This window comes from Streptococcus sp. 20925_1_69 (assembly GCF_041432365.1).
GTDB lineage: Bacteria > Bacillota > Bacilli > Lactobacillales > Streptococcaceae > Streptococcus.
In genome coordinates this window covers 161,130-185,838 of record NZ_JAPVZL010000002.1, presented here as the reverse complement: position 1 = coordinate 185,838, position 24,709 = coordinate 161,130, and the positions used below count along the sequence as shown (strand labels likewise).

21 protein-coding genes and 1 other RNA gene are annotated in these 24,709 nt (G+C 41.3%); 18 read left to right on the top strand and 4 right to left on the bottom strand.

Features of this window, described 5'->3' with window-relative positions:
- Positions 1-10 precede the first annotated feature (10 nt).
- Both glf and O3601_RS02285 read left to right on the top strand, forming a co-directional pair.
- Entirely contained in the window at positions 11-1,114 is a 1,104-nt protein-coding gene (glf, locus tag O3601_RS02290) for a UDP-galactopyranose mutase (protein ID WP_371470863.1), read from the top strand.
- Positions 1,115-1,315: 201 nt separating this feature from the next.
- Entirely contained in the window at positions 1,316-3,295 is a 1,980-nt protein-coding gene (locus O3601_RS02285) for a peptide ABC transporter substrate-binding protein (protein ID WP_371470862.1), read from the top strand.
- A 141-nt stretch (positions 3,296-3,436) separates the two neighbouring features.
- Here the strand turns inward: O3601_RS02285 and pbp1a are convergent, their stop codons facing one another.
- Both pbp1a and recU read right to left on the bottom strand, forming a co-directional pair.
- Positions 3,437-5,587: a penicillin-binding protein PBP1A gene (gene pbp1a, locus O3601_RS02280; RefSeq protein WP_371470860.1), complete on the bottom strand. Its 2,151-nt coding sequence runs from the start codon at positions 5,585-5,587 to the stop codon at positions 3,437-3,439.
- On the bottom strand, positions 5,580-6,179 hold the full coding sequence (gene recU, locus O3601_RS02275) for a Holliday junction resolvase RecU (RefSeq protein WP_371470858.1): 600 nt from the start codon (positions 6,177-6,179) through the stop codon (positions 5,580-5,582). Before recU ends, pbp1a begins: the two co-directional genes overlap by 8 nt.
- A gap of 66 nt (positions 6,180-6,245) precedes the next feature.
- Between recU and O3601_RS02270 the strand changes: the two genes are divergently transcribed.
- From O3601_RS02270 to tig, 16 genes are all read left to right on the top strand, one after another.
- Complete coding sequence (locus tag O3601_RS02270; protein ID WP_371470856.1) at positions 6,246-6,773, top strand: DUF1273 domain-containing protein; 528 nt, start codon at positions 6,246-6,248, stop codon at positions 6,771-6,773.
- A 69-nt stretch (positions 6,774-6,842) separates the two neighbouring features.
- The gene (gpsB, locus tag O3601_RS02265; RefSeq protein WP_023945225.1) at positions 6,843-7,172 is read left to right on the top strand and encodes a cell division regulator GpsB; all 330 of its coding nucleotides are present in this window, start codon (positions 6,843-6,845) and stop codon (positions 7,170-7,172) included.
- Positions 7,173-7,192: 20 nt separating this feature from the next.
- Positions 7,193-7,573: RNase P RNA component class B (rnpB, locus tag O3601_RS02260), an RNA gene on the top strand.
- A gap of 84 nt (positions 7,574-7,657) precedes the next feature.
- On the top strand, positions 7,658-8,806 hold the full coding sequence (locus tag O3601_RS02255; protein WP_371470853.1) for a class I SAM-dependent RNA methyltransferase: 1,149 nt from the start codon (positions 7,658-7,660) through the stop codon (positions 8,804-8,806).
- A 22-nt stretch (positions 8,807-8,828) separates the two neighbouring features.
- A complete protein-coding gene (locus O3601_RS02250) occupies positions 8,829-10,235 on the top strand; it encodes a cell division site-positioning protein MapZ family protein (RefSeq protein ID WP_371470850.1) in 1,407 nt (468 codons plus the stop codon).
- 75 nt (positions 10,236-10,310) lie between these two features.
- Entirely contained in the window at positions 10,311-11,735 is a 1,425-nt protein-coding gene (gndA, locus tag O3601_RS02245; RefSeq protein WP_000158778.1) for an NADP-dependent phosphogluconate dehydrogenase, read from the top strand.
- Positions 11,736-11,746: 11 nt separating this feature from the next.
- Positions 11,747-12,436 (top strand): DNA-binding response regulator, encoded by a 690-nt coding sequence (locus O3601_RS02240; protein ID WP_371470847.1) that lies wholly within the window; start codon positions 11,747-11,749, stop codon positions 12,434-12,436.
- Between the two features lie 101 nt (positions 12,437-12,537).
- Positions 12,538-13,512: a choline-binding protein CbpF gene (gene cbpF / locus O3601_RS02235; protein WP_371470845.1), complete on the top strand. Its 975-nt coding sequence runs from the start codon at positions 12,538-12,540 to the stop codon at positions 13,510-13,512.
- 228 nt (positions 13,513-13,740) lie between these two features.
- Positions 13,741-14,619, top strand: coding sequence for a mevalonate kinase (gene mvk, locus O3601_RS02230; protein WP_371470843.1), 879 nt, complete (start codon positions 13,741-13,743; stop codon positions 14,617-14,619).
- Positions 14,601-15,554, top strand: a complete 954-nt coding sequence (gene mvaD / locus O3601_RS02225) for a diphosphomevalonate decarboxylase (RefSeq protein WP_371470840.1) — start codon at positions 14,601-14,603, stop codon at positions 15,552-15,554. The genes mvk and mvaD overlap by 19 nt, the downstream gene beginning before the upstream one ends.
- A complete protein-coding gene (locus O3601_RS02220; protein WP_371470838.1) occupies positions 15,541-16,548 on the top strand; it encodes a phosphomevalonate kinase in 1,008 nt (335 codons plus the stop codon). Before mvaD ends, O3601_RS02220 begins: the two co-directional genes overlap by 14 nt.
- On the top strand, positions 16,532-17,542 hold the full coding sequence (gene fni, locus O3601_RS02215; RefSeq protein WP_371470836.1) for a type 2 isopentenyl-diphosphate Delta-isomerase: 1,011 nt from the start codon (positions 16,532-16,534) through the stop codon (positions 17,540-17,542). The genes O3601_RS02220 and fni overlap by 17 nt, the downstream gene beginning before the upstream one ends.
- A 76-nt stretch (positions 17,543-17,618) precedes the next feature.
- On the top strand, positions 17,619-18,317 hold the full coding sequence (gene liaF, locus O3601_RS02210) for a cell wall-active antibiotics response protein LiaF (RefSeq protein ID WP_371470834.1): 699 nt from the start codon (positions 17,619-17,621) through the stop codon (positions 18,315-18,317).
- The gene (locus O3601_RS02205) at positions 18,314-19,312 is read left to right on the top strand and encodes a sensor histidine kinase (RefSeq protein WP_371470831.1); all 999 of its coding nucleotides are present in this window, start codon (positions 18,314-18,316) and stop codon (positions 19,310-19,312) included. Before liaF ends, O3601_RS02205 begins: the two co-directional genes overlap by 4 nt.
- Before the next feature lie 10 nt (positions 19,313-19,322).
- On the top strand, positions 19,323-19,955 hold the full coding sequence (locus O3601_RS02200; protein WP_371470829.1) for a response regulator: 633 nt from the start codon (positions 19,323-19,325) through the stop codon (positions 19,953-19,955).
- Positions 19,956-20,116: 161 nt separating this feature from the next.
- Entirely contained in the window at positions 20,117-21,400 is a 1,284-nt protein-coding gene (gene tig, locus O3601_RS02195; RefSeq protein ID WP_054435119.1) for a trigger factor, read from the top strand.
- Between the two features lie 47 nt (positions 21,401-21,447).
- Here the strand turns inward: tig and O3601_RS02190 are convergent, their stop codons facing one another.
- Both O3601_RS02190 and lepB read right to left on the bottom strand, forming a co-directional pair.
- The gene (locus O3601_RS02190) at positions 21,448-23,814 is read right to left on the bottom strand and encodes an ATP-dependent RecD-like DNA helicase (RefSeq protein WP_371470826.1); all 2,367 of its coding nucleotides are present in this window, start codon (positions 23,812-23,814) and stop codon (positions 21,448-21,450) included.
- A 279-nt stretch (positions 23,815-24,093) separates the two neighbouring features.
- A complete protein-coding gene (gene lepB, locus O3601_RS02185; protein WP_004245100.1) occupies positions 24,094-24,708 on the bottom strand; it encodes a signal peptidase I in 615 nt (204 codons plus the stop codon).
- Position 24,709 lies beyond the last annotated feature (1 nt).

Below are 24,709 nucleotides of genomic sequence, written 5' to 3'. Positions count from 1 at the left end.
GGAGCTTAAGATGTACGATTATCTTGTTGTTGGTGCTGGTCTTTTTGGTGCAGTTTTTGCCCATGAATCAGCCTTAAAAGGAAAAAAAGTAAAAGTCATTGAAAAACGAAATCATATCGCGGGTAATATCTATACTCGTGAAGAGGAAGGAATTCAAGTTCATCAATATGGTGCTCATATATTCCATACTTCGGATAAGGAAATCTGGGATTATGTAAATCAGTTTGCAGAGTTTAACCGTTACACAAACTCCCCAGTTGCAAATTATAAGGGAGAGATTTATAACCTTCCTTTCAATATGAATACCTTTAATAAACTTTGGGGAGTTGTAACGCCAGCAGAAGCGCAAGCGAAGATTGAGGAGCAACGTGCTGTTTTAAATGGCAAAACTCCTGAAAATCTGGAAGAACAGGCTATATCTCTAGTAGGTACAGATATCTACGAAAAATTAATCAAAGACTATACAGAGAAACAGTGGGGGAAACCAACTACTGAACTTCCAGCCTTTATCATTCGCCGTTTGCCAGTACGCCTGACCTATGATAACAACTATTTTAATGATACCTATCAAGGGATTCCAATTGGTGGATACACTCAAATAGTTGAAAAAATGTTGGATCATGAAAATATTGATGTAGAAACAAATGTTGATTTCTTTGCCAATAAAGAGCAATATCTGAAAGATTTTCCTAAGATTGTCTTTACTGGTATGATTGATGAATTCTTTGACTATAAGTTGGGTGAACTAGAGTATCGTAGTCTTCGTTTTGAAAATGAGACCCTGGATATGGAGAATTACCAAGGAAATGCAGTTGTGAACTATACGGATGCAGAAACTCCATATACACGTATTATTGAACATAAACATTTTGAGTTTGGAAATCAATCAAAGACTATCATTACTAAAGAACATTCTAAAACATGGGAAAAAGGTGATGAGCCTTATTATCCAGTAAATAATGATCGTAATAATCATTTGTATAAATCGTATAAAAAATTGGCCGATGAGCAAGGGAATGTTATCTTTGGTGGTCGTTTAGGACACTATCGTTATTACGATATGCACCAAGTAATTGGATCAGCTTTACAGTGCGTGAGAAATGAGTTAGATTAAATAAGCAAAATTGACCACCAGTTCTCATTTATAAAAGTATTAAAAATTCCTTGACTATGTAATGTAGTTGAGGGATTTTTTGATATTATTCATATTTTTGCAAACTTATTGTTTAAAAAATAATTTTCAAAAATTCAGAAAATTGTATTGACAGGACTTGAAAAAGGGTCTATAATGAATAAAAAAACAAAGGAGAAGACTATGAAAACAAGAAAAGTATTGGCTCTTGCGGGAGTGACTTTATTAGCAGCGGGTGTTTTAGCTGCTTGTTCAGGAGGCTCAGGTGCTAAAGGTGAGCAGACCTTCGCATTTACCTACGAGACCCACCCAGATAATCTCAACTACTTAACAACTGGTAAGGCAGCAACTGCCGACATTACTAGTAATGTCATTGATGGATTGCTTGAAAATGATAAATACGGGAACCTTATTCCCTCAATGGCAGAGGATTGGTCAGTTTCTAAGGATGGCTTGACTTATACTTATAAGATTCGTCAGGATGCCAAGTGGTATACATCTGAGGGAGAAGAGTATGCTCCTGTTAAGGCTCAAGACTTTGTGACAGGTCTTAAATATGCAACAGATAAGAAAGCAGAAGCCCTTTACTTGGTACAGGATTCAATCAAAGGACTAGATGCCTATGCTAAAGGGGAAATTAAAGATTTCTCTCAAGTTGGGATTAAAGCACTTGACGATCAAACAGTCCAATACACCTTGAACAAACCTGAAAGCTTTTGGAATTCTAAAACAACCATGGGTGTGCTTGCGCCAGTCAATGAAGAGTTTTTGAACTCAAAAGGGGATGATTTTGCCAAAGCTACGGATCCAAGTAGTATCTTGTACAATGGTCCTTATTTGTTGAAATCTATTGTGACCAAATCCTCTGTTGAATTTGCGAAAAATCCGAACTACTGGGATAAGGATAATGTGCATGTTGACAAAGTTAAATTGTCATTCTGGGATGGTCAAGATACTAGTAAACCTGCAGAAAACTTTAAAGATGGTAGCCTTACAGCAGCTCGTCTCTATCCAACAAGTGCAAGTTTTGCAGAACTTGAAAAAGAGCTGAAAGACAATATTGTCTATACTCAACAAGACTCTGTTACGTATCTAGTTGGTACAAATATTGACCGCCAATCTTATAAATACACATCTAAGACCAGCGAAGAACAAAAGACATCTACTAAAAAAGCTCTCTTAAACAAGGATTTCCGTCAGGCTATTGCTTTTGGATTTGACCGTACAGCCTATGCCTCTCAGTTGAATGGAGAAACTGGAGCAAGCAAAATCTTACGTAATCTCTTTGTTCCACCAACATTTGTTCAAGCAGATGGTAAAAACTTTGGCGATATGGTCAAAGAGAAATTGGTGACTTATGGGGATGAATGGAAGGATATTAATCTTGCAGATTCTCAGGATGGCCTTTACAATCCAGAAAAAGCCAAGGCTGAATTTGCTAAAGCTAAATCAGCTTTACAAGCAGAAGGTGTGACTTTCCCAATTCATTTGGATATGCCAGTTGACCAGACAGCAACTACAAAAGTTCAACGTGTCCAATCTATGAAACAATCCTTGGAAGCGACTTTAGGAACTGATAATGTCATTATTGATATTCAACAACTACAAAAAGATGAAGTAAACAATATTACATATTTTGCTGAAAATGCTGCTGGCGAAGACTGGGATTTATCAGATAATGTCGGTTGGGGTCCAGACTTTGCCGATCCATCAACCTACCTTGATATTATCAAACCATCTGTAGGAGAAAGCACTAAAACATATTTAGGATTTGACTCAGGGGAAGATAATGTAGCTGCTAAAAAAGTAGGTCTATATGACTACGAAAAATTGGTTACTGAGGCTGGTGATGAGACTATAGATGTTGCTAAACGATATGATAAATACGCTGCAGCCCAAGCTTGGTTGACCGACAGTGCTTTGATCATCCCAACAACTTCTAAAACTGGTCGTCCAATCTTGTCTAAGATGGTACCATTTACAATACCATTTGCATTGTCAGGAAATAAAGGTACAAGTGACCCAGTCTTGTATAAATACCTTGAACTTCAAGACAAGGCAGTCACAGCAGATGAATATCAAAAAGCTCAAGATAAATGGATGAAAGAAAAAGCAGAATCCAATAAAAAAGCGCAAGAAGAACTTGCAAAACATGTGAAATAAGATAAAAAGAAGTTAGTTGTTCGCTAACTTCTTTTGGTTTATCGAAAATGAGTTGAAACCTCTCTTCACTTTCAAAGATTAGGAAGCTAATTTTTTTGTAGAAAAAATCCTGAGTTTTTATTCTCAGGATTTTCTTTCATCTCACTGTTGTGGTTGTTGAACTTGTGGATTTTGTGGCGTTGGTTGTACTGGTTGTGTCGGTTGAACAGCTTGTCCTTGATTAGGATCGGTTGCTGGAGCATTATTGGGTTGTTGACCAACCGTCGTACTTGCCTGTGTAGTTGAACTTTCAGCTGTTGAGGATTGTTGAGTAGAGGGTTCAGTCCATATTGGGCGAGCTCCATTTTTGAATACAAATTCCCCGTTTCTGAAAAGTCCGTCTGGCATCGTCCAGTCTTCTGGATGAGTATCTTCTGATAGATACGTTATCATTGAGCGATAAACTTTAGCTGCAACTAGGAAACCATCTCCAACGATAGGAGTTAAACGATTCGAATAACCTGTCCATACAGCCATAGAATACTTACGAGTATAACCCACAAACATTTCATCTGGAGCTACGTAGCCAGTGTTCTTGATATACTTTTCAATTTCTTCGTCAGTATAGTTAGAAGTACCTGTCTTACCTGCTTGTGGAAGCCATGGTAGGTAGGCTCCACGTCCTGTTCCGTAAGTTAAAACAGTTTTCATCATTTCAGTCATCATATAGGCAGTAGTCTCTTTCATAGCTCGTGTACCAGCATCAGAAAATTCTTTTTCGCTACCATCACTAAAGACGATTTTATTGATATACATTGGTTTGTGATAAATACCACCATTAGCAAAAGCAGCGTAGGCAGCAGCCATTTTTTCACTACTTGCACCATATTTTTTGTTGGATTCAGTTGTGTTACTTGAAATGGCGTTTGCATAATGCATGCTTGGATAGTCGATACCAAGACCATTAAGGAAGGTTTTAGCTCTATCTAGACCGACCTTATTCAAAGTCTCAACGGCTGTGACATTTCGTGATTGTTGAAGAGCATACTGGATTGTAATGTTTCCAAAGTAGACATGATCCCAGTTGTAGAGTGGAGTATCAGTGCCAGGATAGTTATAAGGGACATCATGTACAATAGAAGCAGTAGAGTCATAGACTCCATATTCTAAAGCGGGAGCATAGTCAGTGATTGGTTTCATTGATGATCCCCAGTCACGATTGGTTTCTACGGCCTGGTTGGTACCGAATGAAACATTACTTGCTTGATGACGAGCACCAAGTTGTGCGATGACTTTACCATTTGAAACATCTACGACCGTAGATGCGACTTGCAAATCATCGTCAGGGTAAGAGACGTATTGATCGGAGTTGTAGATATCCCACAGATGTTTTTGAGCTTCTTGGTCTACATTTGTGTAAACATCCATCCCAGTAGTTAGAAGGTTATAGCCAGTTTCTTGTTCTACTTGGTCGATAACCTCTTTGAGATAATTGTCCATATATGCTGGATAGCTATTGACCGATTTCAAACTTTGGAGTCCATCAGTAATAGGGGTATTAATAGCCTTCTCATACTGTTCGGCAGAAATGTAGCCTTGACCTTTCATCTCTGAAAGTACCAAGTTACGACGGTCAAGGGCAGCTTCTGGATGAGAATAGGGATCGTATTGATTCGGAGCCTGTGGCATTCCTGCTAGTAGGGCAAGTTGAGGTAATGATAGTTCTCGCAAATCTTTGCCGTAATAGTTTTGGGCAGCCGTCTGCATTCCATAGTTTCCGTTAGACATGTAAACTTTATTCACATAGTAGGTCAGGATTTCTTGTTTTGTGGCTTTTTGTTCTAATTGAACAGCCAACCATGCCTCTTGTGCTTTTCGGGAGATATTTTGATCCGAAGTTGATGTTGAGAAATAGGTCAACTTAATCAACTGCTGAGTTAGGGTTGATCCTCCCTGTAAAGAGTTACTTTGTAAGTTACGTAAGAAGGCCCCCATGATCCGAATCGTATCTACCCCTCTGTGGTCAAAGAAGCGGTGGTCCTCGATAGACACGATGGCTTTGACTAAATCAGTAGGAATTTCGTTGGCCTGAGCGTTTACTCGGCGTTCAGAGCCCAGATCGGCAATGAGTTCGTTATTATTGTCGTAAATCTTGCTCGAAGTTGTTGCAACTAATTTACTATCTGATAGTGCTGGAGCTTTACTTACAAAATAGAGGAAAACACCCCCACCCAATAGAAATAATGCGATAAAGAGAGTTAGGAAAAAGATTCCAGTATACTTTAATATTCGCATAAGAATGTATTTATTCATCTTGTTTACCACCTAGTAAATGTTCTTTGATGACATCGAGATAGGGAATTTGTGGAAATGCCCCTAGTTTTATCTGGTAACCGTATTCTCGTATGTATCCAAGTGGCATTGATTTTTGCCCCTTATCTTGATGATAGAAGCGAATCAAATCATATGCCGGTAATAAGTAGGTTTCTTGCTGAGAAGAAAAGTGAAGAAGGACAAAGCAGATTCCTTGTTGGGCAAGGACTTGTTCCATATGCTGAATCTGATGTGGATGAAAATTTTTCATCGGAATCGCTTGTTTCTGCCTGGTTTCCTTAGCTTCAAAGTCGATGTAATATCCATCATAAACACCTGAATAGTCTGTGGTAGAAGCTTGTCTAAAATAGGCTTCAACGATTTTTGCTCGACTTCTTTGGGGATAGTCCACTCGTACGATTTGAATAGGGGTAGGTTTCTTGTGTATAACAGCCAAGCCCTGAGACAAATAGTAGTCGTTGGTAGCATTGATCATCTTTTCAAAAGACATTCCTCTATTTGCGAAATTTTTGGGTTGAGAAAGAGATGATTGTCTTTTTTGTGATGAAATTTTATGAGGATAGTTGACCATAATTCTCCTTATTGGTACAATAACATCACTCTATTATATCATAAATTTGCACAGAAAGGGTTAAAAATGACTACAGCTTTGGTTTTAGGCTATTCTGCTTTTGATTTGGGTTTATTTTCAGACAAGGATCCTCGTTTGAAATTGATTAAAAAAGCGATACGTAGGGATTTAGAAGCTATGGCAGCAGATGGGGTGACTTGGCTTGTATTTACAGGGACTTTGGGTTTTGAATATTGGGTTTTAGAGGTCGCTCAGGAAATGCAGACCGAATATGGTTTCCAGTTGGCCACCATTTTTGCTTTTGAAACCCATGGGGAAAATTGGAATGAAGGCAATCAGATGAAACTGAGTCGTTTTAAGCAGGTAGACTTTGTCAAATATGCCTATCCTCGCTATGAACACAAGGGGCAGTTAAGAGACTACCAGCAGTTTTTACTGGAAAATACGAATAGTTCTTATCTTTTTTATGATGAGGAAAATGAAACGAAACTATCTTATTTTTACCAAAAGATGAAAAATCAAGAGGACTATTTTATAAAGAGATTAACATTTGATCAATTAAATGAACTTGCTGAAAATTTTTCCGAAAATTGAAGCTTTGACCTTGATTTTTGTTTGGCTTTTTTTATATAATAATACTAGCAAGCGAGAATGGAGAGAGACATGGCAAGTATTATTTTTTCAGCGAAAGATATTTTTGAACAAGAGTTTGGGCGTGAAGTCCGAGGGTATAGTAAAGTAGAAGTTGATGAGTTTTTAGACGATGTTATTAAGGACTATGAAACCTATGCTGCCTTGGTCAAGTCACTTCGTCAGGAAATTGCGGATTTGAAGGAAGAATTAGCTCGTAAACCGAAACCTTCACCAGTTCAAGCAGAACCCCTTGAAGCGGCAACTACAAGTTCTATGACGAATTTTGATATTTTGAAACGCCTGAATAGATTGGAAAAAGAAGTTTTTGGTAAACAAATTTTAGATAACTCAGATTTCTAAGTAGTTATTTGAGATGTGCAATTTTTGGATAATCGCGTGAGGGGAGTTGCTTCTCATGAGGAAAGTCCATGCTAGCACAGGCTGTGATGCCTGTAGTGTTTGTGCTAGGCGAAACCATAAGCCTAGGGACGAGAAATCGTTACGGCAGTTGAAATGGCTAAGTCCTTGGATAGGCCGGAGTAGGCTTGAAAGTGCCACAGTGACGGAGTCTTTCTGGAAACGGAGAGAGTGGAACGCGGTAAACCCCTCAAGCTAGCAACCCAAATTTTGGTCGGGGCATGGAGTACGCGGAAACGAACGTAGTATTCTGACTGCTATCAGCTAGAGCTGTTAGTGGTAGACAGATGATTATCGAAGGAAGTGGTCCTAGTCACTTCTGGAACAAAACATGGCTTATAGAAAATTGCATATAGGTTGGGGCTGAGAAATTTTCTCAACCTCATTTTTTAAAGTGGACATATAGAAAGGTCTTGCAAGACTGTAAAATGAAAAAAGAATTTAATTTAATTGCAACTGCTGCAGCAGGTCTTGAAGCTGTTGTGGGACGAGAAGTGCGAGAGTTGGGCTACGATTGTCAGGTTGAAAATGGACGTGTTCGTTTTCAAGGAGACGTGAGAGCTATTATTGAAACCAACCTTTGGCTTCGGGCAGCAGATCGTATCAAGATCATCGTAGGAACTTTCCCAGCTAAGACTTTTGAAGAGCTGTTTCAGGGAGTTTTCGCTTTAGATTGGGAAAATTATTTACCACTCGGAGCTCGGTTTCCGATTTCAAAAGCCAAATGTGTTAAGTCCAAACTTCACAATGAACCCAGTGTTCAGGCTATTTCTAAGAAAGCTGTTGTCAAGAAATTGCAGAAACACTATGCTCGCCCAGAAGGTATTCCACTGATGGAAAATGGCCCAGAGTTTAAGATTGAGGTCTCTATTCTCAAAGATGTGGCAACTGTCATGATTGATACGACAGGGTCTAGCCTCTTTAAACGTGGTTATCGTACCGAAAAAGGGGGAGCCCCTATCAAGGAAAACATGGCGGCAGCTATTTTACAACTTTCTAACTGGTATCCAGATAAGCCTTTGATTGATCCGACCTGTGGTTCAGGAACTTTCTGTATCGAGGCAGTTATGATTGCTCGAAAGATGGCACCAGGACTTCGTCGCTCTTTTGCATTTGAGGAGTGGAACTGGATCAGCGATCGCTTGATTCAAGAAGTGCGTACAGAAGCGGCTAAAAAAGTGGATCGTGAGCTGGAACTGGATATTATGGGTTGTGATATCGATGCACGTATGGTGGAAATTGCTAAGGCCAATGCCCAGGCAGCTGGTGTTGCAGGAGACATTACTTTTAAGCAGATGCGCGTGCAGGATTTGCGTTCCGATAAAATCAATGGTGTGATTATCTCCAATCCGCCTTATGGGGAACGTTTATCAGATGATGCAGGGGTGACTAAGCTTTATGCTGAGATGGGGCAAGTATTTGCACCACTGAAAACTTGGAGTAAGTTTATCCTAACTAGTGATGAAGCATTTGAAAGTAAGTATGGTAGTCAGGCGGATAAGAAACGTAAGTTATACAACGGAACCTTGAAAGTGGATCTGTATCAATATTTTGGTCAGCGTGTTAAACGCCAATAGGTAAAATAGAAAGGTTATACTCATGAGTAAGAAAAGACGGAATCGTCATAAAAAAGAAAACCAAGAACCGCGATTTGATTTTGATGAAGCAAAAGAGTTAACAGTTGGTCAAGCTATTCGTAAAAATGAAGAAGTGGAAGCAGGAGTCTTGCCTGAAGATTCCATTTTGGACAAGTATGTCAAGCAACACAAAGATGAAATCGAAGCAGATAAGTTTGCGACTCGTCAATACAAAAAAGAGGAGTTAGTCGAAAAAGAAGAGGTAGAGGAGCCTCAGACTCTGGATAATTTGCTTCAAGAGCTTCGTGAGGAGACAGAAGTTGAGTCCTCGGTAGCAGAAGATGACTTGAGTCAGTTCGATGATTTAGAATTCACACGCGATTCAGAAGTTCCCCCTGTCGAAGAATTTGAGACTGAAGAAGTACAATTGTTTGAAGGGGAGGAAGTTCCAACACTTTCTCGAGTTCCGGATAGTGAAGATGAAAAAAGTAAGAAGAAATGGGTGCTTTATGGGATTCTAGTAACCTTAGCGGTTCTTATCCTTGGAACTGCTTATTATGTTTACCGTCAAGTGAATCGCTCAACACAGGAAATCCAAAATGCTCAATCATCGTCTAGCGAGCAGAATATTCAGCCGATTTTAGAAGATTTTAATAGCCAATACGATGCCTTTTATACAGATAGCAATAAAACGGCTTTGAAAAATAGCCAGTTTGATAAACTGAGTCAACTGAAGACCTTGCTTGATAAGCTGGAAGGTAGTCGTGAACATACGCTTGCCAAATCGAAGTATGATAGTCTAGCAACGCAAATCAAGGCCATTCAAGATGTCAATGCTCAATTTGAAAAACCAGCTATTGTTGATGGTGTTTTGGATACCAATGCTAAAGCCAAATCGGATGCTAAATTTACGGATATCAAAACTGGCAATACTGAGATTGATAAAGTGCTAGATAAGGCTATTAGCCTTGGTAAGAGCCAGCAAACAAGTGTTTCTAGCTCAAGTTCAAGTCAAACTAGCAGTTCAAACTCTAGTCAAGCAAGTTCAAATACGACTAGTGAGACAAAACCAAGTAGTTCAAATGAGACTAGAAGTAGTCGCAGTGAAGTCAATATGGGTCTATCAAGTGCAGGGGTTGCTGTTCAAAGAAGTGCGAGTCGTGTTCCCTATAATCAGTCTGCTATTGATGATAGTAACAACTCTGCCTGGGATTTCGCTGATGGTGTCTTAGAACAAATTCTAGCGACTTCACGTTCACGTGGTTATATCACTGGTAACCAATACATCCTCGAACGTGTTAATATCGTTAATGGTAATGGTTATTACAACCTCTATAAGCCAGATGGAACCTATCTCTTTACCCTTAACTGTAAGACAGGATACTTTGTTGGAAATGGTTCTGGACATGCGGATGCCTTGGACTACTAAGCAGTCGTTACAAAATTCTTTCTTTTCAAAAGTAAAAATGATAAAATAAAACAAATTAAATAAGAGGAGTGTCAAATGACAAAAGCTAACTTTGGTGTCGTAGGTATGGCCGTAATGGGTCGTAACCTTGCCCTTAATATTGAATCTCGTGGTTACACAGTTGCTATCTACAACCGTAGTAAAGAAAAAACTGAAGATGTAATTGCTTGCCATCCTGAAAAGAACTTTGTACCAAGCTATGACGTTGAAAGTTTTGTAAACTCAATCGAAAAACCTCGTCGTATCATGCTTATGGTTCAAGCTGGACCTGGTACAGATGCTACTATCCAAGCCCTTCTTCCACACCTTGACAAAGGTGATATCTTGATTGACGGAGGAAACACTTTCTACAAAGATACAATCCGTCGTAACGAAGAATTGGCAAACTCAGGCATCAACTTTATCGGTACTGGGGTTTCTGGTGGTGAAAAAGGTGCCCTTGAAGGTCCTTCTATCATGCCCGGTGGACAAAAAGAGGCCTACGAATTGGTTGCTGACGTTCTTGAAGAAATCTCAGCTAAAGCGCCAGAAGATGGCAAACCATGTGTGACTTACATCGGTCCTGATGGAGCTGGTCACTATGTGAAAATGGTTCACAATGGTATTGAGTATGGTGATATGCAATTGATCGCAGAAAGCTATGACTTGATGCAACACTTGTTAGGTCTTTCAGCAGAAGATATGGCTGAAATCTTTACTGAGTGGAACAAGGGTGAATTGGACAGCTACTTGATCGAAATCACAGCTGATATCTTGAGCCGTAAAGATGATGAAGGCCAAGATGGACCAATCGTAGACTACATCCTTGATGCTGCAGGTAACAAGGGAACTGGTAAATGGACTAGTCAATCATCACTTGACCTTGGTGTGCCATTGTCACTCATCACTGAGTCAGTATTTGCTCGCTACATTTCAACTTACAAAGAAGAACGTGTACATGCTAGCAAGGTTCTTCCAAAACCAGCTGCTTTCAAATTTGAAGGAGACAAGGCTGAGTTGATTGAAAAAATCCGTCAAGCCCTTTACTTCTCAAAAATTATTTCATACGCACAAGGTTTTGCTCAATTGCGTGTAGCTTCTAAAGAAAATAACTGGAACTTGCCATTTGCAGATATCGCATCTATCTGGCGTGATGGCTGTATCATCCGTTCTCGTTTCTTGCAAAAAATTACAGACGCTTACAACCGTGATGCAGACCTTGCTAACCTTCTTTTGGATGAATACTTCTTGGATGTTACTGCTAAGTACCAACAAGCAGTGCGTGATATCGTAGCTCTTGCTGTTCAAGCTGGTGTACCAGTACCAACCTTCTCAGCAGCTATTACTTACTTTGATAGCTACCGTTCAGCTGACCTTCCAGCTAACTTGATCCAAGCGCAACGTGACTACTTTGGTGCTCACACTTACCAACGTAAAGACAAAGAAGGAACATTCCACTACTCTTGGTATGACGAAAAATAAGTAGGTCTGCCATGGGGAAACGGATTTTATTACTTGAGAAAGAAAGAAATCTAGCTCATTTTTTAAGTTTGGAACTCCAAAAAGAGCAATACCGAGTTGATCAGGTTGAGGAGGGGCAAAAAGCCCTCTCCATGGCTCTTCAGACAGACTATGACTTGATTTTATTGAATGCTCAACTGGGGGATATGACAGCCCAGGATTTTGCAGACAAGCTGAGTCGGTCTAAGCCAGCTTCAATCATCATGGTCTTGGACCATCGCGAAGAATTGCAAGATCAGATTGAGACAATCCAACGCTTTGCCGTTTCTTACATCTATAAGCCAGTTATTATTGAGAATCTGGTAGCTCGTATTTCAGCGATTTTCCGAGGTCGGGACTTCATCGACCAACACTGTAGTCAGATGAAGGTTCCAACGTCTTACCGCAATCTGCGTATGGATGTAGAACATCATACTGTTTATCGTGGCGAGGAGATGATTGCTCTGACGCGCCGTGAGTATGACCTTTTGGCTACTCTTATGGGAAGCAAGAAAGTTCTGACTCGTGAGCAGTTGTTGGAAAGTGTCTGGAAGTATGAAAGTGCGACCGAAACAAATATCGTGGATGTCTATATCCGTTATCTACGTAGCAAGCTTGATGTAAAAGGTCAAAAAAGCTACATTAAAACCGTTCGTGGTGTTGGTTACACCATGCAAGAATAGAAAAGCAGTTGCAGTTTTGTAACTGTTTTTTTTGAGAGGATATTCTATATATTGATATGCGATTTTGTATTTGCTACAATCAGTTATGGAGGATAGATCTAATGAAAGTAATAAAAAAATTGATGCAAATCGTATTAGCAGTCTTTTTCTTTGGTTTGCTAGCGACAAGTGCAGTATTGGCGGATGATGCTGATTCAGAAGGTTGGCAATTTGTCCAAGAAAATGGTAGAACCTACTACAAGAAGGGTGACATCAAAGAAAAGGCCTGGCGAGTGATTGATGGCAAGACCTATTATTTTGATCATGTATCAGGAGAAATGGTTGTCGGCTGGCAATATATCCCGTTTCCATCTAAAGGTAGTACAATTGGTCCCTATCCTAATGGTATGAGGTTGGAATTTATGCCAATGCCAAGATGGTACTACTTTAACCAAGATGGGGTCCTACAAGAATTTGTTGGCAAGCAAGTTTTAGAAGCAAAAACTGCTACCAATACCAACAAACATCATGGGGAACAATATGATAGCCCAGCAGAGAAACGAGTCTATTATTTTGAAGATCAGCGTAGCTATCACACTTTAAAAACTGGTTGGGTTTATGATGAGGGACACTGGTATTATTTACAAAAGAGTGGTGGCTTCGATGCTCGTATCGACAGATTGACTGTTGGGGAGCTAGCACGTGGTTGGGTTAAGGATTTTCCTCTTACATATGATGAAGATAAGCTAAAAGCTGCTCCATGGTACTACTTAGATCCAACAACTGGCATCATGCAAACAGGTTGGCAATATCTTGGTAACAAGTGGTACTATCTCCGTTCATCAGGAGCTATGGCAACTGGCTGGTATCAAGAAGGTTCAACTTGGTATTATCTAGATGCTGAAAATGGTGATATGAAAACTGGCTGGCAATACCTTGGTAATAAGTGGTACTACCTCCGCTCATCAGGAGCCATGGCAACTGGTTGGTTCCAGGTCAATGGCAAATGGTACTACGCTTATAGCTCAGGTGCTTTGGCAGTGAATACGACCGTAGATGGCTATTCTGTCAACTATAATGGCGAATGGGTTCAATAATGAAAGAAGCGATTGTGAAGGAAACAATCGCTTTTTTTGTGAAAATATAATAAAATAGATAGGAAAGAATAAATACTTGTAGGAAAAAATAATACTCTTCGAAAATCAAATTCAAACCACGTCAGCGTCGCCTTACCGTACTCAAGTACAGCCTGGGGCTAGCTTCCTAGTTTGCTTTTTGATTTTCATTGAGTATGAGACGGCTTTTTCGTCTAGTAAAAGGAAAAAATGACAAAAAAAGTTGGTGTCGGTCAGGCACATAGTAAGATTATTTTAATAGGGGAGCATGCGGTCGTTTACGGTTATCCTGCTATCTCCCTGCCTCTTTTGGAGGTGGAGGTGACTTGTAAGGTAGTTCCTGCAGAGAGTCCTTGGCGCCTCTATGAGGAGGATACCTTGTCCATGGCAGTTTATGCTTCACTTGAACATCTAAATATCAAGGATGCTTGTATTCGCTGTGAGATTGACTCGGCTATTCCTGAGAAACGAGGGATGGGTTCGTCAGCGGCTATCAGCATAGCAGCTATTCGTGCGGTTTTTGATTTTTATCAAGCTGATCTGCCTCATGATGTACTAGAAATCTTGGTCAATCGGGCTGAGATGATTGCCCATATGAATCCTAGTGGTTTGGATGCTAAGACCTGTCTCAGTGACCAGCCTATTCGCTTTATTAAGAACGTAGGATTTACAGAGCTTGAGATGGATTTATCAGCTTATTTAGTGATTGCAGATACGGGCGTTTATGGTCATACTCGTGAAGCCATCCAAGTGGTTCAAAACAAGGGCAAGGATGCCCTACCGTTTTTACATGCCTTGGGAGAATTGACCCAGCAGGCAGAAGATGCGATTTCACAAAAAGATGCTGAAGGACTGGGACAAATCCTCAGTCAAGCACATTTACATTTAAAAGAAATTGGTGTCAGTAGCCCTGAGGCAGACTCTTTGGTTGAAACGGCTCTTAGCCATGGTGCTCTGGGTGCCAAGATGAGCGGTGGTGGGCTTGGAGGCTGTATCATAGCCTTGGCAGACAATTTAACACACGCACAAGAACTAGCAGAAAGATTAGAAGAGAAAGGAGCTGTTCAGACATGGATAGAGAGCCTGTAACAGTACGTTCCTACGCAAATATTGCTATTATCAAATATTGGGGAAAGAAAAAAGAAAAAGAGATGGTGCCTGCTACTAGCAGTGTTTCTCTGACTTTAGAAAATATGTACACGGAGACGACTTTATCGCCTTTACCAGCCCATGCGACAGCTGATGTCTTTTATATCAATGGTCAGCTACAAAATGAGGCGGAGCATGCCAAGATGAGTAAGATCATCGACCGCTACCGTCCAGCTAGTGAGGGTTTTGTCCGTATCGATACTCAAAACAATATGCCTACCGCAGCGGGTTTGTCCTCAAGTTCTAGTGGTTTGTCCGCCTTGGTCAAGGCTTGCAATTCCTATTTCAAACTTGGATTAGATAGAAGTCAGTTGGCACAGGAGGCTAAATTTGCTTCAGGCTCTTCTTCTCGGAGTTTTTATGGACCACTAGGAGCCTGGGACAAGGATAGCGGAGAAATTTACCCTGTAGAGACAGACTTGAAACTAGCTATGATTATGTTGGTGCTAGAGGACAAGAAAAAACCAATCTCTAGCCGTGATGGGATGAAACTTTGTGTGGAAACTTCGACTACTTTTGACGACTGGGTGCGTCAGTCTGAGAAAGACTATCAGGATATGCTGGTTTATCTCAAGGAAAATGACTTTGCCAAGGTTGGGGAATTGACTGAGAAAAATGCCCTGGCTATGCACGCTACGACCAAAACAGCATCACCAGCCTTTTCTTATCTGACGGATGCTTCTTATGAAGTCATGGACTTTGTTCGTCAGCTTCGTGAACAAGGAGAAGCCTGCTATTTTACTATGGATGCTGGTCCCAATGTCAAAGTCCTCTGTCAAGAGAAAGACTTGGAGCATTTATCAGAAATCTTCGGTCAACGTTATCGCTTGATTGTGTCAAAAACAAAGGATTTGAGCCAAGATGATTGCTGTTAAAACTTGCGGAAAGCTCTATTGGGCAGGCGAATATGCTATTTTAGAGCCAGGGCAGTTGGCCTTGATAAAGGCCATTCCCATCTATATGAAGGGGGAGATTGCTTTTTCTGAGACCTACCGTATCTACTCAGATATGTTTGATTTCGCAGTGGACTTGACACCAAATCCTGACTATAGCTTGATTCAAGAAACGATTGCTTTGATGAATGACTTCCTCGCCGATCGTGGGCAGACCTTGCGACCATTTTCTTTGGAAATCCGAGGAAAAATGGAACAGGAAGGGAAAAAGTTTGGTCTAGGTTCTAGCGGTAGCGTCGTTGTTTTGGTCATCAAGGCTCTGCTAGCTCTATATAATCTTTCGATTGCTCAGGAGCTCTTGTTCAAGCTGGCTAGCGCGGTCTTGCTCAAGCGCGGAGACAATGGTTCCATGGGAGACCTTGCCTGTATTGTGGCAGAGGAATTGGTTCTCTACAAGTCATTTGATCGCCGGAGGGTGGCTGCTTGGTTGGAAGAAGAAAAGTTGGCGACAGTTCTGGAGCGTGATTGGGGCTTTTCAATTTCACAAGTGAAACCAACTTTAGAATGCGATTTCCTAGTGGGATGGACCAAGGAAGTGGCTGTATCAAGTCACATGGTCCAGCAAATTAAGCAAAATATAGATCAGAACTTTTTAACTTCCTCAAAAGAAACGGTGGCTGCTTTGGTAGAAGCCTTGGAGCAGGGGAAAGTAGAAAAAAGCATCGAGCAAGTAGAAGTAGCCAGCAAGCTCTTAGAAGGTTTGAGCGCAGATATTTACACGCCTTCGCTTAGACAGCTGAAAGAAGCTAGTCAAGATTTGCAGGCTGTTGCCAAGAGCAGCGGTGCTGGTGGTGGTGACTGTGGTATTGCTTTAAGTTTTGATGTGCACTCAACTGAAACCCTAAAAAATCGTTGGGCCGATCTGGGGATTGAGCTCTTATACCAAGAAAGGATAGGACATGACGACAAATCGTAAGGACGAGCATATCCGCTATGCCCTTGAGCAGAAAAGTGCCTATAATAGCTTTGATGAGGTCGAGTTAATCCACTCTTCGCTACCACTCTATGACCTAGATGAGATTGATTTGTCTACAGAATTTATTGGTCGAAAGTGGGACTTTCCTTTTTATATCAATGCTATGACGGGTGGAAGCGATAAGGGAAGAGAAATCAATCAAAAGCTGGCTCAGGTGGCAGAAACCTGTGGTATTTTATTTGTAACGGGTTCTTATAGCGCAGCCCTCAAAGATCCATCAGATGCCTCTTTTTCTGTCAAGTCCAGTCATCCAAATCTCCTCCTTGGAACCAATATTGGATTGGACAAGCCTGTTGAACTTGGTTTGCAGACTGTGACGGAGATGAATCCTTTACTTTTACAAGTGCATGTCAACGTCATGCAGGAATTACTGATGCCAGAGGGAGAAAGAACGTTCAGAAGCTGGCAATCGCATCTGGCAGACTATAGTAAGCAAATCCCCGTTCCGATTGTCCTTAAGGAAGTGGGCTTTGGGATGGATGTGAAGACTATTGAAAGAGCCTATGAACTGGGTGTTCGTACAGTGGACTTATCAGGTCGTGGCGGTACCAGCTTTGCTTATATCGAAAACCGTCGCAGTGGTCAGCGTGATTACCTCAATCAATGGGGCCAGTCTACCATGCAAGCCCTTCTCAATGCCCAAGACTGGAAAGACAAGGTTGAACTCTTGGTCAGTGGTGGCGTTCGGAATCCGCTGGATATGATTAAGTGCTTGGTCTTTGGTGCTAAGGCTGTAGGATTGTCACGAACCGTTCTGGAATTGGTTGAAACCTATTCAGTTGAAGAAGTGATTGGCATTGTCCAAGGTTGGAAAGAAGATCTACGCTTAATTATGTGTGCTCTTAATTGTGCTACCATAGCAGATTTGCAAAGCGTAGATTACATTCTTTATGGAAAATTAAAAGAAGCAAAAGATCAGATGAAAAAGGCGTAACCATCGCCTTTTTTCCATCTTCAGACCGAGGTGACTTTTTTGAATTGTGATAAAATAAAAGGGAGAGGATGAACCTATGAGAAAATTTAAAATCTTTTTATTTATCGAAGCCTGTCTGTTGACGGGAGCTCTGATGTTGATGGTATCAGAGCATTTTTCGCGTTTTCTGCTGATTTTATTCCTCTTTTTGCTTTTGATTCGCTATTACACTGGTAAAGAGGGCAATAATCTTCTTTTAGTGGTGGCAACCATTCTCTTCTTTTTCATCGTCATGCTCAATCCTTTTGTGATTCTAGCTATTTTTGTTGCGGTCATCTATAGCCTCTTTCTTATTTATCCGATGATGAACCAGGAAAAAGAGCAGACCAATTTGGTGTTTGAAGAGGTGGTGACGGTTAAGAAGGAGAAAAATCGTTGGTTTGGAAATCTTCATCATTTTTCAAGCTACCAGACTTGTCAGTTTGATGATATCAATCTCTTTCGTCTCATGGGCAAGGATACCATTCATCTGGAGAGGGTCATCTTAACCAATCACGACAATGTCATTATCCTCAGAAAGATGGTAGGAACGACTAAAATCATTGTGCCTGTAGATGTAGAAGTCAGTCTCAGTGTTAATTGTCTCTATGGGGATTTGAATTTTTTCAACCAGCCCAAGCGAGCCCTCCGCAATGAACACTATCATCAAGAAACAAGAGACTATCTCAAGAGTAACAAGAGTGTCAAGATTTTCTTGACCACTATGATTGGCGATGTGGAGGTGGTCAGAGGATGAAAAAACAAGCTTATATAATCATTGCTCTCACCTCCTTATTATTTGTCTTGTTTTTCTCCCACAGCTTATTGGAAATTCTTGATTTTGACTGGTCTATTTTCTTGCACGATGTCGAAAAAACAGAAAAATTTGTCTTTTTGTTGTTGGTTTTCAGCATGTCCATGACTTGTCTTTTAGCTCTGTTTTGGCGAGGTGTCGAAGAGCTTTCTCTAAGAAAAATGCAGGCTAATCTCAAACGTTTGTTGGCAGGGCAAGAAGTGGTTCAGCTTGCAGATCCAGACTTGGATGCCAGTTTCAAGTCCTTATCAGGTAAACTTAACCTTTTGATAGAAGCTCTTCAAAAAGCTGAAAATCACAGTCTTGATCAGGAAGAGGAAATCATCGAGAAGGAACGGAAGCGGCTTGCTAGGGATTTGCACGATACGGTCAGTCAGGAGTTGTTTGCGGCCCACATGATTTTGTCAGGTGTCAGCCAGCAGGCTTTGAAATTGGATAGAGAAAAGATGCAAATTCAGTTGCAGAGTGTCACAGCTATTTTAGAAACCGCCCAGAAGGATTTGCGGGTTTTGCTCTTGCATTTGCGACCAGTTGAACTGGAGCAAAAGAGTCTGGTTGAGGGAATCCAAATCCTCTTAAAAGAGCTTGAGGACAAGAGTGATCTCAAGGTTGGTTTCAAGCAAAATGTGACGAAATTGCCTAAGAAAATCGAGGAGCACATCTTCCGTATCCTGCAAGAGTTGTTCAGCAATACCCTCCGCCATGCTCAGGCATCTTGTTTGGATGTCTATCTCTATCAGACGGATTTTGAATTGCAGCTGAAGGTGGTGGACAATGGGATTGGTTTCCAGTTGGGGAGTTTAGATGACCTGAGTTATGGACTCCGCAATATCAAGGAGCGGGTTGAAGATATGGCAGGGACGGTTCAGTTATTGACAGCTCCCAAGCAAGGATTAGCAGTTGATATTCGTATTCCCTTGCTAGATAAGGAATCATAAAGGAGTAAAGATGAGAATTTTACTAGTAGATGATCATGAAATGGTTCGATTGGGCTTGAAAAGCTACTTTAATCTCCAAGACGATGTAGAAGTTGTGGGCGAGGCTGCAAATGGGTCTCAAGGTATTGACTTGGCATTGGAATTGCGTCCAGATGTTATTGTCATGGATATCGTCATGCCTGAGATGAATGGAATTGATGCGACCTTGGCTATCCTCAAAGAATGGCCTGAAGCTAAGATTTTGATTGTGACTTCTTACTTGGACAATGAAAAAATCATGCCTGTCTTAAATGCTGGTGCTCGGGGCTATATGCTCAAGACTTCTAGTGCAGACGAACTACTCCATGCCGTCCGTAAGGTGGCTGCTGGGGAGTTGGCCATTGAGCAGGAGGTCAGCAAGAAGGTTGAATACCACCGCAATCACATAGAACTACATGAGGACTTGACTGCGCGTGAGCGAGATGTACTCCAACTCATCGCTAAGGGCTACGAAAATCAGCGTATCGCAGACGAACTTTTTATCTCTCTCAAGACGGTCAAGACCCACGTGTCCAACATTCTTGCCAAACTTGAAGTTAGCGATCGCACACAAGCTGCAGTCTATGCCTTTCAGCACCACTTGGTGGGGCGTGAGGATTTTTAATAGTTATGTAAAAATAATATTGGAGAAGTGGTTGACCTTAGTATAAAAGAAGCAAGCAAGTACCTCTCCCATTATTGAAAAGCGCATTCGTTACTTGAAAAAAGTCGCTCATTTATGTTATAATAGACTGTATTTAAAAAATTTTAAGGAGAAATGACAGAATGTCTGTATCATTTGAAAACAAAGAAACAAACCGTGGTGTCTTGACTTTCACTATCTCTCAAGACCAAATCAAACCAGAATTGGACCGTGTCTTCAACTCAGTGAAGAAATCTCTTAATGTTCCAGGTTTCCGTAAAGGTCACCTTCCACGTCCTATCTTCGACAAAAAATTTGGTGAAGAATCACTTTACCAAGACGTTATGAATGCTCTTTTGCCAAACGCTTATGAAGCAGCTGTAAAAGAAGCTGGTCTTGAAGTGGTTGCTCAACCAAAAATTGATGTAACTTCAATGGAAAAAGGTCAAGACTGGGTTATCACTGCTGAAGTTGTGACAAAACCTGAAGTAAAATTGGGTGACTACAAAAACCTTGAAGTATCAGTTGATGTAGAAAAAGAAGTAACTGACGCTGACGTTGAAGAGCGTATCGAACGCGAACGCAACAACTTGGCTGAATTGGTTATCAAAGAAGCAGCTGCTGAAAACGGCGACACTGTTGTCATCGACTTCGTTGGTTCTATCGACGGTGTTGAATTTGATGGTGGAAAAGGTGAAAACTTCTCACTTGGACTTGGTTCAGGTCAATTCATCCCTGGTTTCGAAGACCAATTGGTAGGTCACTCAGCTGGCGAAACAGTTGATGTTATCGTAACATTCCCAGAAGACTACCAAGCAGAAGATCTTGCAGGTAAAGAAGCTAAATTCGTAACAACTATCCACGAAGTAAAAGCTAAAGAAGTTCCAGCTCTTGACGATGAGCTTGCAAAAGACATCGATGAAGAAGTTGAAACACTTGCTGAATTGAAAGAAAAATACCGTAATGAATTGGCTGCTGCTAAAGAAGAAGCTTACAAAGATGCAGTTGAAGGTGCAGCAATTGATAAAGCTGTAGAAAACGCTGAAATCGTAGAACTTCCAGAAGAAATGATTCACGAAGAAGTTCACCGTTCAGTAAACGAATTCCTTGGAAACTTGCAACGTCAAGGTATCAACCCTGATATGTACTTCCAAATCACTGGAACAACTCAAGAAGACCTTCATAATCAATACCAAGCAGAAGCTGAGTCACGTACTAAGACTAACCTTGTTATCGAAGCAGTTGCCAAAGCTGAAGGATTTGATGCTTCAGAAGAAGAAATCCAAAAAGAAATCGAGCAATTGGCTGCAGATTACAACATGGAAGTTGCACAAGTACAAAGCTTGCTTTCAGCTGATATGTTGAAACACGACATTACAATCAAAAAAGCTGTTGAATTGATCACAAGCACAGCAACAGTTAAATAATCTTAATAAACAAAAATCCCACCTGAATTGGTGGGTTTTCTTATGCACTATTTTCCAAAAATCTCTTTGAGGTCTGCTTCTGTAATCCCAATCATGGCTGGGATGCTGTCCCAGTTTTCTTCTGTTAGGATGTAGGGTTGTTCAGAGGTACTTGATGTGGCTGTTTTAGAGATAGCTTGTTGTTTTTCTTCAATAGTTTCCAATAAATCATTGAAGCGTTCAATCAGATAGGTTTTTCGGGCAGTTCCGATGTGCTGGGTAGCATAGTCAAAGGCCTGTAATTCGCCTAGTAAGATAAGCTTGCTTTTGGCGCGTGTAATGGCTGTATAGATGAGATTGCGCTCCAGCATACGCCTACTAGCACTGGTGATTGGTAGGATAACAACAGGGAACTCACTTCCCTGAGACTTATGGATACTCATGGCATAGGCCAAACGAATCTTATACCATTCGTTACGTGGGTAAGAGACCTCATTGCCATCAAAATCAATGACAATCTCGTCTTGTTTCGACTCGGTGTATTTACCCGGAATCAGGTCTGTGATGGCTCCTAAATCTCCATTAAAGACATTGATTTCAGCATCGTTGACCAAGTGAATGACCTTGTCTCCCTTACGATAGTGGCACTGGGGAGCTTCAAAACTGAGTTGGTCTTTTTGTGGTGGGTTCAGGAGGTCTTGCATGAGTTGGTTGATGGCATCAATCCCTGCCGTCCCTCGGTACATGGGGGCCAGAACCTGAATATCACGGGCAGGAATGCCACTTCTGAGGGCAGCGCCTAAGATTTTCTCAATAGTAGCAGGAATATGTCCGCTAGCAATTTCAAAGTAGGAACGGTCTGCTTTTTTCTGAGTGAAATCAGCTGGCAAGATACCCTGTCGAATCTGACTTGCTAGGGTGACAATGGTTGATTCTTCGCTTTGTCGGTAAATTTTTTCCAAACGAGTCTGAGGAATTAAGGGAATATGAAGCAGGTCAGCTAGAACTTGTCCAGGGCTGACAGATGGTAGCTGGTCGCTGTCACCCACGATGAGGATCTTACTGTTAGAAGAGATGTTGGAGAAGAGTTGATTGGCCAGCCAAGTATCCACCATAGAAAATTCATCTACGATGATAAAGTCGGCATCCAGATAATCTTCCAGATGACTGGTATCATCGTCGCCTGTCATTCCTAAGTGGCGGTGTATGGTCGCGCTAGGCAAGCCTGTTAATTCATTCATGCGTCGAGCAGCTCGTCCAGTTGGAGCAGCGAGAAGAATAGGTAGGTTGCTTTTTTTCCTGAGGTCAAGTCCTTCTAAAAGGGCATAAACAGCGATGATCCCATTGATAACAGTTGTCTTACCAGTACCAGGTCCACCTGTTAGGATAAAGACCTTGTTTTGGATAGCATCACAGATAGCTTGTTTTTGAATGTTATCATACTCAATTCCCAGCTCTTGCTCGACAGTAGTGATATGCTTTTGAATAGTTTCTAAATCTTGGCTCTTCTGTTTTCCTTTTTCAAGGATACGAACCAAGTGACTGCGGATGCCTTCCTCAGCGAAAAAGAGGCTGTTGTCAAAAATTTTGGTATCAATCTGCTGAACCTTGTCTTCTTCAATCAGGTAGGAGAGCTCCTGGGCCACTTGGCTGGGATCCAGTTCCACGGGGCGGGAAGACTCAAGGAGAGTAAGGGTTTGTTCTAGCAAATCCCGTGCTTCAACGTAAGTATCCCCTGTTTCCATACAGGCCTGAAAAAGACTGTGAACTAGACCGGCACGGAAGCGTTCAGGAGCCTGACTTTCGATGCCTAGTTCTTCCGCTAATTGGTCAGCAATAGTAAAGCCCAAACCCTTGATATCTTCGACCAACTGGTAGGGATAATTTTCAACCACATCAAGGGTTTCTTCCTTGTAAAAGTCTTGAATCTGGAAGGCTAGTTTGTTAGGAATGCCGTAGTTGGCAAGTTTGGCCAAAACCATCTCCGTTCCGTAGTTGAGACGGAGAGTGGAGACGAAAGCCTCGCGATTTTTGGCAGAGAGTCCTGCGATGCCTTCTAACTTTTCTGGGTGTTGCAGAATTTCGTCAATGGTATTTTCACCATAGGTATCCACGATTTTCTGAGCTGTCTTGAGACCAATTCCCTTGAAATGGCTACTTGAAAAGTACTTGACCAAGCCCTTGCTAGTTGGTTTTGCGCGTTCATAACGGCTGATTTGCAGTTGCTCCCCATACTTGGAGTGCTGGACAATTTGCCCCCAAAAAGTATAGTCTTCTCCCTCAATCACGTCAGCCATGGTGCCCGTGACAATGATTTCAAAATCATCAAAATCCTCTGCGTCCGTATCGTCGATTTCTAGGAGGAGGATGCGATAAAAATTGCTGGGATTTTCAAAAATAATCCGTTCAATGGTTCCTGAAAAATAAACTTCCATAAAATTCCTTTGCATGAATAGGTGAGAGTTAATACTCTTCGAAAATCTCTTCAAACCACGTCAGCTTCGCCTTGCCGTATATATGTTACTGACTTCGTCAGTTCTATCTACAACCTCAAAGCAGTGCTTTGAGCAACCTGCGGCTAGCTTCCTAGTTTGCTCTTTGATTTTCATTGAGTATAACTTTGTTTCTATCTTAATCAAACTGGATAGTGAATAATCATATTATCACGATAGAAGAAGAGGCTGAGATTCTTGATTCTCGGCCTCTTCGATTTCTTAAAATGTTCCGATACGGGTGATTGGCCAGAAGCGGAATTTAGCTTCCCCTGTGATATCTTTTGCTTTAAAGGTACCTACGTGGCGGCTGTCGCTCGAAACCAAGCGGTCATCTCCGAGGAGAAGGTATTCTCCTTCTGGGACAGTAAAGCTAAAGTTGGTATTGTAGTTGACATCAACTGTGAAGGCTTGAGCTTTTTCAGCGATACTTCTAAAGAAAGTTCCTTTATTTCCTTCAAATCCCTTGCCTGAGTAGGTGCTTTGGAGTTTGTCGTCCTTGAAGCGTTTGATGTAGTCAGCTAGGTAAGGCTCATCCGTCTCTTTATCATTGATGTAAAGTTTATCGTTTTCGTAACGGATGGTGTCACCAGGCATTCCGATGACACGTTTGACGATGTCCTTATTGCCATCTTCCTCATGGGCAACCACGATATCAAAACGGTCAATAGGGAGGTGTTTGACAACAAAGAGGATTTCGCCATCCGCTAGGGTAGGATCCATGGAATGCCCTTCTACGCGGACATTACTCCAAAAAAAGATACGACTTAAAGCTAGTAATGACAGAATCAGGAGGAACAATCCCCACTCTTTTAGGAAATTTTTAAATGAATTCATA